The organism is Streptomyces sp. NRRL B-1140 (genome assembly GCF_001280065.1).
GTDB lineage: Bacteria > Actinomycetota > Actinomycetes > Streptomycetales > Streptomycetaceae > Streptomyces.
On sequence record NZ_LGEA01000002.1, the window covers coordinates 142,775 to 155,695 of the forward strand.

General features: G+C 70.9%; 13 protein-coding genes. 4 read left to right on the forward strand and 9 right to left on the reverse strand.

Annotated features, from left to right (window positions below; genetic code table 11):
• From trxA to ADK65_RS02635, 7 genes are read right to left on the reverse strand one after another with little or no spacing between them, the layout of a single operon-like run.
• Window positions 1-459 (reverse strand): thioredoxin, encoded by a 459-nt coding sequence (gene trxA / locus ADK65_RS02605; RefSeq protein ID WP_053668133.1) that lies wholly within the window; start codon window positions 457-459, stop codon window positions 1-3.
• A complete protein-coding gene (gene clpB / locus ADK65_RS02610; RefSeq protein WP_053668134.1) occupies window positions 456-3,095 on the reverse strand; it encodes an ATP-dependent chaperone ClpB in 2,640 nt (879 codons plus the stop codon). The genes trxA and clpB overlap by 4 nt, the downstream gene beginning before the upstream one ends.
• Window positions 3,086-3,493: a chaperone modulator CbpM gene (locus tag ADK65_RS02615; RefSeq protein WP_053668135.1), complete on the reverse strand. Its 408-nt coding sequence runs from the start codon at window positions 3,491-3,493 to the stop codon at window positions 3,086-3,088. Before ADK65_RS02615 ends, clpB begins: the two co-directional genes overlap by 10 nt.
• Window positions 3,493-4,446, reverse strand: coding sequence for a DnaJ C-terminal domain-containing protein (locus ADK65_RS02620; protein WP_053668136.1), 954 nt, complete (start codon window positions 4,444-4,446; stop codon window positions 3,493-3,495). Before ADK65_RS02620 ends, ADK65_RS02615 begins: the two co-directional genes overlap by 1 nt.
• A 6-nt stretch (window positions 4,447-4,452) precedes the next feature.
• Window positions 4,453-5,055, reverse strand: coding sequence for a nucleotide exchange factor GrpE (locus ADK65_RS02625; RefSeq protein ID WP_053668137.1), 603 nt, complete (start codon window positions 5,053-5,055; stop codon window positions 4,453-4,455).
• 9 nt (window positions 5,056-5,064) lie between these two features.
• Window positions 5,065-6,975: a molecular chaperone DnaK gene (gene dnaK, locus ADK65_RS02630; protein ID WP_053668138.1), complete on the reverse strand. Its 1,911-nt coding sequence runs from the start codon at window positions 6,973-6,975 to the stop codon at window positions 5,065-5,067.
• 52 nt (window positions 6,976-7,027) lie between these two features.
• Window positions 7,028-7,516 (reverse strand): general stress protein, encoded by a 489-nt coding sequence (locus tag ADK65_RS02635; protein ID WP_053668139.1) that lies wholly within the window; start codon window positions 7,514-7,516, stop codon window positions 7,028-7,030.
• A 218-nt stretch (window positions 7,517-7,734) separates the two neighbouring features.
• Here ADK65_RS02635 and ADK65_RS02640 point away from each other — a divergent pair, with 218 nt between their 5' ends.
• Entirely contained in the window at window positions 7,735-9,513 is a 1,779-nt protein-coding gene (locus tag ADK65_RS02640) for a PucR family transcriptional regulator (RefSeq protein ID WP_107092200.1), read from the forward strand.
• Between the two features lie 29 nt (window positions 9,514-9,542).
• On the opposite strand, the gene ADK65_RS02645 is transcribed toward ADK65_RS02640, so the two are convergent.
• Window positions 9,543-10,721, reverse strand: a complete 1,179-nt coding sequence (locus tag ADK65_RS02645) for an acyl-CoA dehydrogenase family protein (RefSeq protein WP_053668140.1) — start codon at window positions 10,719-10,721, stop codon at window positions 9,543-9,545.
• A gap of 76 nt (window positions 10,722-10,797) precedes the next feature.
• Window positions 10,798-11,172, reverse strand: a complete 375-nt coding sequence (locus ADK65_RS02650) for a ferredoxin (protein ID WP_199825559.1) — start codon at window positions 11,170-11,172, stop codon at window positions 10,798-10,800.
• Between the two features lie 119 nt (window positions 11,173-11,291).
• Here ADK65_RS02650 and ADK65_RS02655 point away from each other — a divergent pair, with 119 nt between their 5' ends.
• The 3 genes from ADK65_RS02655 to ADK65_RS02665 all read left to right on the forward strand — a co-directional run bounded on the left by ADK65_RS02655 (window position 11,292) and on the right by ADK65_RS02665 (window position 12,912).
• On the forward strand, window positions 11,292-11,657 hold the full coding sequence (locus ADK65_RS02655; RefSeq protein WP_053668142.1) for a DUF6479 family protein: 366 nt from the start codon (window positions 11,292-11,294) through the stop codon (window positions 11,655-11,657).
• Window positions 11,658-11,854: 197 nt separating this feature from the next.
• Window positions 11,855-12,361 (forward strand): SigE family RNA polymerase sigma factor, encoded by a 507-nt coding sequence (locus tag ADK65_RS02660; RefSeq protein ID WP_053668143.1) that lies wholly within the window; start codon window positions 11,855-11,857, stop codon window positions 12,359-12,361.
• Window positions 12,362-12,372: 11 nt separating this feature from the next.
• On the forward strand, window positions 12,373-12,912 hold the full coding sequence (locus tag ADK65_RS02665) for a hypothetical protein (protein WP_053668144.1): 540 nt from the start codon (window positions 12,373-12,375) through the stop codon (window positions 12,910-12,912).
• Window positions 12,913-12,921 lie beyond the last annotated feature (9 nt).

Genomic DNA, 12,921 nt, shown 5'->3' on the forward strand with positions numbered 1-12,921 from the left:
TCACCCTTTCCCGGCCGGCTCGCGGCCGGCGATCGACTGCTCCACCCACCGCTGCAGGGCAGGGGCAGGTGCGGCACCCGCCTGCCGGGCGATGGTCTGCCCCTTGTCGACGACCAGCAGCGTCGGTACCGCCTGGACCTCGAACCGCTGCGCCAGACGCGGGTTCTTGTCGATGTCGACCTTGACCAGCTTGATCTTTCCCGCGAGATCGGAGGCGACCTTCTCCAGCGCCGGACTCACCATGCGGCAGGGGCCACACCAGGTGGCCCACAGGTCGACGACGACGGGCACGGTGGCCTGCTCGACGACCTCGGTGAAGTCGTCGTCGCCCGCGTCGGCCATCCACGGCAGCGGCTGCTTGCAGTTGGCGCACCTGGGGCGGCCCTCGGCGGCAACCGGTACCCGGTTGGTACGCCCGCAGTGCGCGCAGGTGACGTTGGTGGCCTGCACGGTACTCATGCCGCCCTCGCCCCCTTCACGTCCTCGGGCTGGTCGTACGTGACCACCAGCTCTCCGTGCTCGGCGTCGACGCGGACCTTCGCGCCGTCCTGCACGTCGCCGCGCAGCAGGGCGCGCCCGACCAGCGTCTCGACCTCGTGGGAGATGAAACGCCGCAGCGGCCGGGCCCCGTACACCGGGTCGTAACCCTGGTGGGCGATCAGCTCCCGGGCTCCCTCGGTGAGTTCGACGGTGATGCGACGCTCGGCGAGGCGGCTTCGCAGCTCGTCGAACTGCAGCTCCACGATCCGCTCGATCTGCCGCTCACCGAGCGGCCTGAACAGCACGATGTCGTCGACGCGGTTGAGGAACTCCGGACGGAAGTGCCCGCGCAGCTCGCCCATCACCAGGGCGCGGGCGTCCGGCTTGATCTCACCCTCGGCGGTGGCGCCGTCGAGGAGGTGCTCGGAGCCGATGTTGGACGTCATGATGATCACGGTGTTGCGGAAGTCGACGGTGCGGCCCTGGGCGTCGGTGATGCGGCCGTCGTCGAGGATCTGCAGCAGGGTGTTGAAGACATCGGTGTGCGCCTTCTCGATCTCGTCGAACAGCACGACCGAGTACGGCTTGCGGCGTACGGCCTCGGTGAGCTGTCCGCCTTCCTCGTAGCCGACGTATCCGGGCGGTGCGCCCATGAGCCGGCTGACGGTGTGCCGCTCCTGGTACTCGCTCATGTCGAGGCGGACCATGTTCTCCTCGGAGTCGAACAGGGCCGCCGCGAGGGTCTTGGCCAGCTCGGTCTTACCCACGCCGGTCGGGCCGAGGAAGATGAACGAGCCGATGGGTCGGCGCGGGTCGCGGATGCCGGAGCGGGCGCGGATGATGGCGTCGGCGACGAGCTTGACGGCCTCGTCCTGGCCGATGACACGCTCGCGCAGGATCTCGTCGAGGCGCAGCAGCTTCTCGCGTTCCCCCTCCTGGAGGCGGGCGACGGGAACGCCGGTCCAGGCGGCGACGATCTCGGCGATCTCCTCCTCCGTGACGACCTCGCGCAGCAGCCGGTTCTCCCCTTGCTTCGCGGCCAGTTGCTCCTCCTCCGCGGCCAGTCGGCGCTCCAGGTCCTGGAGGCGGCCGTAGCGGAGTTCGGCGGCTCGGTTGAGGTCGTAGGCGCGTTCTGCCTCCTCGGCCTCGTGGCGGACCTGCTCCAGTTCCTGGCGCAGCTCCTGCACGCGGCGGATCGCCTGCCGTTCGGCCTCCCACTGAGCGTGCTTGGCGTCGGCCTCGCCGCGCAGGTCGGCCAGTTCCCTGCGCAGCTCCTCCAGGCGGGTTTTGCTGGCCGGGTCGGTCTCCTTGGAGAGGGCGGCCTCCTCGATCTCCAGGCGGGTGACGCGGCGGGTGATCTCGTCGAGTTCGGCGGGCATCGAGTCGATCTCGGTACGCAGCCGGGCGCACGCCTCGTCGACGAGGTCGATGGCCTTGTCGGGCAGGAACCGGTCGGTTATGTAGCGGTGGCTGAGGGTGGCCGCGGATACCAGCGCGGTGTCCTGGATCTTCACGCCGTGGAAGATTTCCAGGCGTTCGCGCAGTCCGCGCAGGATGGAGATGGTGTCCTCCACGCTCGGCTCTTCGACCAGGACCTGCTGGAAGCGGCGTTCGAGGGCGGCGTCCTTCTCGATGTGCTTGCGGTACTCGTCGAGGGTGGTGGCACCGATCATGTGGAGTTCGCCGCGGGCGAGCATCGGCTTGAGCATGTTGCCCGCGTCCATGGCCCCTTCGGCGGCGCCGGCGCCGACGACGGTGTGGAGCTCGTCGACGAAGAGCAGGATGTGCCCCTGGGCGGCCTTCACCTCGGACAGCACGGCCTTGAGGCGTTCCTCGAACTCGCCCCGGTACTTCGCCCCGGCCACCAGGGAGCCCATGTCGAGTGCGAACACGGTCTTGTCGCGCAGTCCTTCGGGCACGTCGCCGCGGACGATGCGCTGGGCGAGGCCCTCGACGATGGCGGTCTTGCCGACGCCGGGGTCGCCGATGAGGACCGGGTTGTTCTTGGACTTGCGGCTGAGGATCTGGGTGACGCGGCGGATCTCGGCGTCGCGGCCGATGACCGGGTCGAGCTTGCCGTCTCTGGCCTCGGCGACCAGGTCGCGGCCGTACTTCTCCAGGGCCTCGTACGCCACTTCGGGGTTGGCCGAGGTGACGCGCTGGTTGCCGCGGATCTGGGTGAGCGCGCTCAGGAACGAGTCCCGGGTGATGCCGTGCTCCTTGAGCAGCCGTCCGGCGGCGGTGGCCGAGCCCTCCTCGGCCAGGGCCAGCAGGAGGTGCTCCACGGACACGTACTCGTCCTTGAGGCGTTTGGCCTCCCGCTCGGCGGCGTCCAGCAGCCGGGACAGGCGCTGGGTGACGAACACCTGGCCCGGCGCCGCACCCGGGCCGGTCACCTTGGGCCGGCGGGAAAGCTCCTCACGCACTGCCGCACCGAGCTCCTCGGGCTCCCTGCCCGCCTGTTGCAGCAGCCGCGGGATCAGGCCGTCCTCCTGGTCGAGGAGCGCGAGCAGCAGATGCTCACCGTCGACCTCGGTCTGGCCCATGCGGACGGCGGCGGTCTGCGCCTCCTGAAGGGCTTCCTGTGACTTCTGGGTGAGACGGTTCATGTCCATGGGGGTGAGTCACTCCTCCTGCCGCGGTCGCGCAGCGCGGCTTCGAGCAGGCTGATGCGGTCGAGCAGGTCGAGCACCAGACCGATGGATGCGTAGTTGAGGCAGAGTCCGGTGCGCAGCCGCTGGACGCGGGCGAGGACCGCCGGGGCCGCGGGGTCGAACACCAGGCGCCCCGCGGCGTCGCGCTCGGCGTCGACCAGGCCCAGGGCGACGAAGCGGCGGACCAGGTCGGGATGGACGCCGGCGCGGCGGGCCACGGCGTCGAGGGAAAGCCTGGGCACGGGGACGAGCGCGTAGCGCACGGCCGTGGAGCCGGCGCCCGGCCGTACAGGACGCCCGCTCGCGTCGGCCCGGGTGGTCCGGCCGCCGGCCGCCGCCCGTGAGGGTCGGTCGCTCATCACGTCCTCCTGGGATCGTACGAAGAGGTGGCGGCGAGCTCCTCGAACAGCTCGCGCTCCCGGTCGCTGAGCTTGGGCGGCACCATGACGCGGAGTTCGGCGTAGAGGTTGCCGTCGGCACCGCGCGGGTTCGGCATGCCCTCGCCACGCAGTCGCAGTCGCCGGCCGCTGGAGGAGCCCGCGGGCACCGTGACCTTGGCCGTGCCGCCGCCCGGGGTGGGCACCGGAACCGTCGCGCCCAGCGCGGCCTCCCAGGGGGCGACGGGAAGCTGCACGTACACGTCCCGGCCGTCCAGCCGGAACCGAGGGTGCGGTTGGATACGCACCCGCAGATACAGATCCCCCGCGGCGGCGTCACCACTGCCCCGTCCTCCCTCGCCCGCCAGCCGGATGCGCTGCCCATCCGTGACACCAGGCGGTACGTCGACCTCGTACCGCCGTGGCTGCCCGGTGGGACCGGCGAGCGTGACGGTGCGGCGGCCGCCCCTGTACGCCTCCTCGACGGTGAGCGGCAGTTCGGCCTCCTGGTCGGCCCCCGGTACGCCGCCGGGGGCGGCGCCTGCTCCGAAGAGCGAGCCGAGCAGGTCTTCGATGTCGACGCCCTCCGCTGCGAAGTCGTCGCCGAAACCGGTGTACCGGGCACGGGGGCCGCCTGCACCAGCGGTCCTCCGCGTGCGGAAGCCGCCGCCGGGTCCCGCGCCGGCACCGACCCGCTCCTCCCAGTCCTCGGGGACCTTCCGGAAGTCCTCGCCGAAGCGGTCGTAACGGGCCCGGGTTTTGGGGTCCGACAGGACGCTGTACGCCTCGTTGAGGTCCTTGAAGCGTTCTTCCGCTCCCGGGTCCTTGTTCACGTCGGGGTGGTACTTGCGGGCGAGTTTGCGATATGCCTGTTGGATCTCGTCCTGGGTCGCGGTCCGTGAAACGCCCAGCACCTCGTAGAAGTCCTGTGCCATGACCGGTCACTCCCGCTTCGCGACCGTCACTGCGGCGGGCCTGAGCTGCCGTTCGCCGTCACCGTAGCCCGGCCGCAGCACCTCCACGACCGTGCCGGGTGGGGCGTCGGGGTCGTGGACGACGCCGACCACCTCGTGCCGCGCTGGATCGAAGGCGACGCCGGTCTCCGCGTGCCGCGGGTAGCCGAGCAGTTCGAGGACGTTCACCCCTTGGTCGCGGACCGCCCGGACGCCCTCCACGATCGCGCCGGGGTCGGATCCCGCATGAGTCAGAGCGAGTTCGAGGTTGTCCAGGACGGGCAGGAAGGCGGCGGCCGTGCGGGACCGCTCGGCCGTCCGCTCCCGCTCCAGTTCCCTGGTGTGGCGCTTGCGGAGATTGTCGAGGTCGGCGAGCGCGCGCCGCCAGCGGTCCTCGAGTTCCCTGAGCTCGGCCGTGTGCTCGTCCTCGGACGGCGCGGGGCCGCCGGCCGCGTCGGGGCCTGGTGCCTCGTCCGTGTCAGACCCCGGCCCGGTCGGCGGGCCCGAGCGCGGAAGATCCCCTCGGGGAGGGCGTGCGGCGCCCTCCGGAGCCGGGTCGGCCGGGTCGGATTCCCTGGGGTGGATCGGCATGGCGTTTCCTCAGTCCTTGTCGAACTCGGCATCGATGACGTCGTCGTCACCGCCACCGCCGCTCGTCCCGCCACTGCTCGAACCGTCCCCGGTGGTGTCCTGACCGGGACCGCCCGTGGCGGCGGCGCCCTGATGAGCCACAAGCCCTGACAGCACCTGCTGAAGTTCGGATGTCAGGGGCCGCACCCGCTCCACGCCTGCCTCCTCCTTGACCGCCGCCCGGGCATCCGACACCAGCATCTCGGCGCGTGCCTTCTCGTGCGCGGGTGCCGCGTCGCCCAGCTCGGCGAGGCGCTTGTCGACCTGGTACGCGACGGCGTCGAGCTCGTTGCGGGCGTCGACGGCCTCGCGCAGGGCCTGGTCCTGGCCTTGGTTGCGCTCGGCCTCCTGGACCATGCGTTCGACTTCGCCACGGTCGAGGTTGGAGCTCTCGGTGATGGTGATGCCCTGTTCCTTGCCGGTGTCCCGGTCTCGGGCCTTGACGTTGAGAATGCCGTTGGCGTCGATGTCGAAGGTGACCTCGATCTGCGCCTCGCCGCGCGGCGCCGGGCGTATGTCGGTGAGCTGGAAGCGGCCGAGCACCCGGTTGTCGGCGGCCCGTTCGCGCTCGCCCTGGAGGACGACGATGTCGACGGCGGGTTGATTGTCCTCGGCGGTGGAGAAGGTCTCGGTGCGGCGCACGGGGATCGTGGTGTTCCGCTCGATGATCTTCGTCATCACGCCGCCGCGTGTCTCGACACCCAGCGACAGGGGCGTGACATCGAGCAGCAGGACGTCCTTGACCTCGCCCTTGAGTACCCCGGCCTGGATCGCGGCGCCCAGGGCCACGACCTCGTCGGGGTTGACGCTCATATTGGGTTCCTTGCCGCCGGTCAGCCGGCGCACGAGGGCCTGGACGGCGGGGATGCGGGTGGAACCGCCGACGAGGATCACCTCGTCGATGTCGCTCTCGCCGACCTTGGCGTCGGCCATGGCCTGCTGGACCGGTTCCAGGCATCGCTCCACCAGGTCGCTGGTGATCTGATCGAACGTGGACCGCATGACCGAGTCGGTGAGGTGCTTGGGGCCCGAGGCATCGGCGGTGATGAACGGCAGGCTGACCTGTGTCTGCGTCACCGAACTCAGCTCGGTCTTGGCCTTCTCCGCCGCCTCGAAGAGGCGCTGCAGGGCCTGCGGGTCCTGGCGGAGATCGATGCCGTTCTCCTTCTGGAAGTCGTCCGCGAGGTAGTCCACCAGGCGCCGGTCGAAGTCGTCACCGCCCAGGTGACTGTCGCCCGCCGTCGAACGCACCTCCACCACGCCGTCGCCGACGTCGAGGATGCTCACGTCGAAGGTGCCGCCGCCCAGGTCGAAGACGAGGACGGTCTCGTGCTCTTTCTTGTCCATGCCGTACGCGAGGGCGGCCGCGGTCGGCTCGTTGATGATCCGCAGCACCTCCAGTCCCGCGATCCGCCCGGCGTCCTTGGTGGCGGTGCGCTGGGCGTCGTTGAAGTAGGCGGGCACGGTGATGACGGCCTCCGTGACCCGTTCCCCGAGTTGCTTGGAGGCGTCGTCGGCGAGTTTGCGCAGCACCTGGGCGCTGATCTCCTCGGGCGCGTAGAGCTTGTCGCGCACCTTGAAACGGGCGACGCCGCCCTCGCCCTCGACGACGTCGTACGCCACCGCCCTGGCCTCGTCCGGGATCTCGTCGAAGTGCCGGCCGATGAACCGCTTGGCCGAGTAGATGGTGCCCTTGGGGTTGAGGATCGCCTGGCGCCGGGCCAGCTGGCCCACCAGCCGTTCCCCGGTGTCGGTGAAGGCCACCACGGACGGTGTCGTGCGGTTGCCCTCGCTGTTGGGCACGACGGAAGGTTCGCCGCCCTCCCACACGGCGATCACCGAGTTCGTGGTGCCCAGGTCGATGCCCACTGCCTTGGCCATGAGGAACTCCTCCCGATGCGACGGCACGCGCCGCACCTGCGGATCCGAACGTTCAGGTATGGGCGGGACGGCCGCCGGCGCCGGTGGTCTGCAAGCCGCCGAGCAGCCGTACCGCCTCGTCGGCGACCGCTTCGTCCACGACGACGTCGTACCGGCTGGGCTGCATCGAGCGGACCGAGGCGAAGTCCCGGCGGCCGCCCTGCAGGGCGTACAGCAGCAGACCGAACAGCGCGCCCACGATCGCCCCGAAAATCAAGCCGTAGAGGGCGACGAGCAGGGCGGAGACGAGCGGGTCCACCCAGTCCACCAAGCCGAAGAGCCAGCCGATCAGCGCACCGGGAAGGGCCCCGCTCGCCGCTCCGTGCAGGGCGGCCCTGCCGTAGTCCATACGGCCGACGACCTGCTCGACGAGGCGGACGTCCTGGCCGATGATGGCCACCCTCTCCACGGGAAACCCCCGGTCCGAGAGATGGTCGACGGCGCGCTCGGCTTCCTGGTACGTCTCGTACGCGGCAACGGGCCTGCGAGGCTGCTCGGTCATTGCCCAGTCCTTCCTGCCGACGGGCACGGCCGCCCACGGCACACCCCAGGCTCGCGAACCGAGGAGCTCTACGCCTGCGCCCGGCAGGTCAAAGAACGACGGAGCCCGTCCCCCCGCGAGCACGAGGCGAAAACTCCGAAGACCTGGGGTGAGCCGGTCGCAGCGGGGTACGCGAAGGCCGCCCACCTCTCTGAGGGCTCGGGAAAGGGAGTGATCCCATGGTCGGCCGCTGGGGCCGGAACATGCGCCGAGGCCGTCCCGTCCAGGAAGGCCGCCTTCCACGGGGCCGTCCCGGGCGGCACCCGACGGTCTCGTGGAGAGGGTCCCGCCCGCACCTTCCCAGCCCGGCCGACCCTCCCCACGAGCTGCTGGCAATCTCCCGCCTCATGTTCGACAGCCGGAACGAAGGCGAGATCCTGCGCCTGGCCATGGACCACCTGTCGGCCGTCGGCCCGTACAGAGCCGAGGCCGGATACCTCAGGGTGCACGGCCGGCTGGTCTCCAGCCCGCAGGGCGGGCCGGACCCTGCGTCAGCCGTCGACCGGACGGTGCGAGAGCTGACGGGGCAGGACGGCCCCGTCGCAGTTCCCGGCCGGTCACGGGGCCGGGCCCTGGCCCTGCACGGACCCGGTGGACTGCACGGCTACCTCGTGGTGACGTCTCGCTCCCGGCCCACCCGTGCCCAGCACTTCCTGCTCGCCGTACTGGTACGCCTCACCGCCGCAGCCCTGTCGGTCGCCGTGGCGCACCGCCGCCAGCAGGAAGGCGCACTGGAGCTGCACCGACTGCGACGAGAGCGGGCAACCCTCCAGCGGCGGCTGATCTCCCTCGTGGTCGAGACGGGATATCAGCGGGCCGTGCACGAGGCCCTCGCCGAGGTCACGGCCTCGGGAGGCGGCGAGGAGGCCATCACCGGCGCACTGCATGAGCTCACCGGATTTCCCGTGCTGGTGGAGGACCGCTTCGGCCGACTGCGGTCCTGGTCCGGTCCCGGCCGGCCCGAGCCCTATCCGGAACCGGACCCCGCACGCCATGCGGAGATGCTCCAGGAGGTCGCCCGAAGAGGCGGACCCGTGCGCATCAAGGACCGGCTCATCTCCGTGATACGCCCACGCGGTGAGGTCCTCGGAGTGCTGGCCCTGGTCGATCCCCGGGACGACGCCGACGAGTACACCCTGTTCGCCTTGGAGCACGCCGCCACCTCACTCGCCCTGGAAATGTCGCATCTGCGCCACCTGGCGGAGGTGGAGCTGCGACTGCACCGCGAACTGGTCGACGACCTTCTGGGGGGCACGGACGAGGCGAGCGCCTACGCCCGGTCGGAGGCGTTCGGACACGACCTGCACCGCATCCAGTACGTGGTCGTCGTGCAGTGGACGAGCCGGGCCTCGGACGACGCCTTCGCGCGGACCGTGGGCCGGGCGGCTTCGGCCGTGGGCATGCCGTCGCTGGTGACCCGGCGCTCCGACCACGTGGTCCTGGTCGCCGAGGGCAGGCCCGACGACCACGCCCTGTACGAGACGCTCACCCGGGAGACCGGCACCCCGGACGGGACGATCGGGGTGAGCGCCCGGTGCGACACCCCGGACGGTATTCCCGGCCGCTACCAGGAAGCACTGCGTGCCCTGGAGGTACGCCGCCGGTCTCGAAGCCGGTACGGCACGACGTTCTTCGACGATCTGGGCCTCTACCGCATCCTGGGACCCGGGAACGACTACCAGGAGCTGGAGGGGTTCGTCCGGGAATGGCTCGGAGAGCTCGTCGACTACGACGGCGTCCACCGTGCGGCGCTCGTGGAGACTCTGTCCCGGTACTTCGACTGCGGCGGCAACTACGCCGAGACCGCCGAATCCCTCGCGATCCACCGCAGCACGCTTCGCTACCGGCTCCAGCGCATCCGCGAGATCAGCGGCCATGACCTCACGAACGTGGAGGACCGCCTCAACCTGCAGGTTGCGACCAGGGTGTGGAAGATCATGCTGGGCGGACCCGGTTGAGGTGCCGACGCACCGACGACAACACCGCGTCAGCGGCGCACCCTCGGCATCCCCAGCCCGATCCACGAGATGATCTCCCGCTGGATCTCGTTGTTGCCGCCGCCGAAGGTGAAGATGACCGCCGAGCGGTAGCCGCGTTCGAGTTCGCCGTGCAGAACCGCTCCGGCCGAGCCCTCCTTCAGGGCGCCGGGGGCCGCGACGATCTCCATGAGCCAGGCGTAGGCGTCGCGCCGGGCCTCCGAGCCGTAGACCTTAGCGGCTGAGGCGTCCTGGGGGGTGAGGGTGCCGTCCTGGACGGCGCCGACCATCTGCCGGTTGAGCAGTTTGAGCGCGTCCAGCCGGGCGTGGGTGCGGGCCAGGAGGCGGCGTACCCAGGGCAGGTCGACGACGCGGCGGCCGTCGGCGAGCTTGGTCTCCATCGCCCAGCGCTGCACGTCGTGCAGGGCGCGGATGGCCATGGTGCCGTGGGCGGCCAGGGTCACACGCTCGTGGTTGAGCTGGTTGGTGATCAGCCGCCAGCCCTGGTTCTCGGCGCCGACCCGGCGCGAGACGGGGACGCGGACGTTCTCGTAGTAGCTGGCGGTGGTGTCGTGCGAGGCGAGGGTGTTGATCAGGGTGCAGGAGTAGCCGGGGTCGGAGGTGGGCACCAGGAGCATGGTGATGCCCTTGTGCGGCGGGGCCCCGGGGTCGGTGCGCACGGCCAGCCACACCCAGTCGGCCGTGTCGCCGTTGGTCGTCCAGATCTTCTGGCCGATGACGACGTACTCGTCGCCTTCCCGGACGGCCCGGGTGCGCAGGGAAGCGAGGTCGGTGCCGGCGCCGGGCTCGCTGTAGCCGATGGCGAAGTCGATCTCCCCGGAGAGGATCCTCGGCAGGAAGTACGCCTTCTGTTCATCGGTGCCGTAAGCCATGATCGTCGGACCGACGGTGTTGAGCGCCATGAGCGGCAGCGGGACACCGGCCTGGGCGGCTTCGTCGAAGAAGATGAACTGCTCCATGGCCGTCAGGCCGCGCCCGCCGTACTCCTTCGGCCAGCCCACGCCGAGCCAGCCGTCCGTGCCGAGCCGCCGGATGGTCTCGCGGTAGAACCGCTTCCGGACGGCCGGATCGCCGTGCCGGGCGTACGCCTGGTCCGGGACCAGTCCGGCGAAGTAGGACCGCAGTTCGGTGCGCAGCCGCTGCTGCTCGGGCGTGTATTCGAGGTGCACGGCGCCTCCAGGCTCCCAAGGCCGGTCCTGTCGGCGCACACCGTAGAACGTGTTTCAGAAATTGGGAATGGCGTTGTCAGTTCAGCGTGGCGAGGAAGTCCGTGCACGCCCGTGCGCAGGAGCGGCACGCCGCCGCCGAGCCCTCCGCTCCCGGTTGCCGGTCGAAGACGTGGGCGGCTTCCAGGCACACGGTCCGGCACCACTCCACCTGGACCCGGATGGTGCCTTCGTCCACCTGGTTCTGCTCGGACAGCACACGGCAGGTCGCGTCGCAGACCTCCGCGCACATGATGCCCTTGCGTCGTACGAGTTCCTGGTTCTCGGTGCCGTCGGGATCCACGAGGCTGGCGCGCAGCGCACACGCCCGCGCGCACTCGGTACACGCCTGCGCACAGGCGAAGCGGTCCTCCAGGAACCGGAACAGCTCCTGCTGGGATGTCGTCGAAGTCACAACGCGCGGGTAGCCCCGGTCGACGGCCGTCAAACCCGGTGTTCCCCAGGGTTCCTTCCGGTGCGGCCGGCATCCGTGCCCAGCAGGTTCAGGGAGGGGACCCCGGGTACCCGCGTGCCATGAATAGCGCATGGATGGAGATGGCCGCGGGCCGTGGCGCCGTCGGCATGGGGCTGATCGTGGCGGGTGTGGTGGTCGTGGCCCTGCTGTTGGGGGCCTTCGTCCTCGGTGTTCGCGTCAAGCGCAGGGAGCTGCCCACACCGCGGCCGGACGAGCAGCCGAGGCTGCCCGACGGGGGCCCGGTCCGCGAGACGAGTGAGCGCCGGGAGCCCGAGGAGGTCCCCCGAAGCGAGGAGCGCCTGACCCCGCACCAGCTCAAGGGCCACGGCAATCAGAGCGACCGGACCAGCGCGTCGCAGGAACGCCCGCGCTGGAACGAGGGCGGCAGCGGCGGCTTCGGCAGCGGCGGCCCGGGAGCCCGCTGACCCCACCGCCCGGCTCGTACGGCACGTCGTACGCATATCCGGAAGAGGGGCCCGTGCCTGTGCACGGGCCCCTTTTTGCGTGCCCGGATCCGGGATCCGGCGAGGTGAGGTGGATCACAGGCTTCAAGTGCATCGCGGAAGGGGGGCCGGCGTCTTTTGAGAGGTGTAAGGGGCCACTGAGACGCAGGACGGTGAGGATGGAGCAGTTTCGGGCGGACGGCTTCGACGAGTTCGCGGCCGCCCGTTGGTCGGCGCTGCTCCATGTCGCGCGTCTGCTCACGGGAGGCGACCGGCAGCGGGCCGAGGATCTGGTGCAGGAGGCGTTGGTCAAGCTGTGGTTCGCCTGGCCGAAGGTGGCCGAACAGGCTCCCGAGGCGTATGTCCGGACGGTGCTGGTGCGGCTGGCTGCCCGCTCGGCGCGGCGGCGCTGGTGGGGGGAGCGCCCGGTGGAGCACCTGCCCGACCGGGCCGAACCGGGCGACGTGTCGTCCGCCGTCGCGGAACGTTCGCGGCTGGAGACGGCACTGGCCCAGCTGTCGCCCAAGCAGCGGGCCGCGGTGGTGCTGCGCTATTACGAGGACCTGCCCGAGGCCCAAGTCGCCCAGGTGCTGGGCTGTCCGGTGGGCACTGCCCGGTCTCATGCGTCACGCGGAGTCGCCCGGCTCCGCCAGATCCTGTCCGGCACCGTCAGGCCCGTGGGGTGAAAGGAGTACCGATGGACGACTTCGAGCGGGACCTGTCGCGGCTGATGCACGACACCCGGCAGCACTCCCCTTACGAGCCCGAGCACCGGCAGCGGCTGCACGCGGGCATCCGGGCCCGCCGCCGGTCGCGGTTGCTGTGGAAGGCGGGCGGCTCGGCCGTGGCGGTGGCCGGGCTCGGCGTCGGACTGGCCCTGCTGCCCAGCATGTTCACCCGCGCCCAGCCCGCAGACCACCGGCCGCAGCCGGTGACGAGCCCGACGGCCTCGCCGGACATCACCCCGACGAGCCCGGCCCCGGCGCCGAGCACGACCCCGACCGAGCTGCCCGAGACGACCCTGCCCGCGACCACGACCACGACCCCGACCACCACCGGCGGCATCACCCCGTCCGGGAGGACGACCGAGCCGGCCGACCCAGCACCGACCACCAGGGCCTCCGAGCGCCGGACCCCGCCGACAACGCCCGCGCCACCTCCCTCCTCGGCACCGTCGACGGCCCCGCCGTCGGCTCCGTACTCCGAACAGCCCTCCGCATCGGTCCACCCCGAGTAGCCGCCTGAG

Bases quoted from the DNA above. Each gene is read 5' to 3' on its own strand.
- trxA (WP_053668133.1), bottom strand. From the start codon at position 459: ATGAGTACCGTGCAGGCCACCAACGTCACCTGCGCGCACTGCGGGCGT.
- clpB (WP_053668134.1), bottom strand. From the start codon at position 3,095: ATGGACATGAACCGTCTCACCCAGAAGTCACAGGAAGCCCTTCAGGAG.
- ADK65_RS02615 (WP_053668135.1), bottom strand. From the start codon at position 3,493: ATGAGCGACCGACCCTCACGGGCGGCGGCCGGCGGCCGGACCACCCGG.
- ADK65_RS02620 (WP_053668136.1), bottom strand. From the start codon at position 4,446: ATGGCACAGGACTTCTACGAGGTGCTGGGCGTTTCACGGACCGCGACC.
- ADK65_RS02625 (WP_053668137.1), bottom strand. From the start codon at position 5,055: ATGCCGATCCACCCCAGGGAATCCGACCCGGCCGACCCGGCTCCGGAG.
- dnaK (WP_053668138.1), bottom strand. From the start codon at position 6,975: ATGGCCAAGGCAGTGGGCATCGACCTGGGCACCACGAACTCGGTGATC.
- ADK65_RS02635 (WP_053668139.1), bottom strand. From the start codon at position 7,516: ATGACCGAGCAGCCTCGCAGGCCCGTTGCCGCGTACGAGACGTACCAG.
- ADK65_RS02640 (WP_107092200.1), top strand. From the start codon at position 7,735: ATGGTCGGCCGCTGGGGCCGGAACATGCGCCGAGGCCGTCCCGTCCAG.
- ADK65_RS02655 (WP_053668142.1), top strand. From the start codon at position 11,292: ATGAATAGCGCATGGATGGAGATGGCCGCGGGCCGTGGCGCCGTCGGC.
- ADK65_RS02660 (WP_053668143.1), top strand. From the start codon at position 11,855: ATGGAGCAGTTTCGGGCGGACGGCTTCGACGAGTTCGCGGCCGCCCGT.
- ADK65_RS02665 (WP_053668144.1), top strand. From the start codon at position 12,373: ATGGACGACTTCGAGCGGGACCTGTCGCGGCTGATGCACGACACCCGG.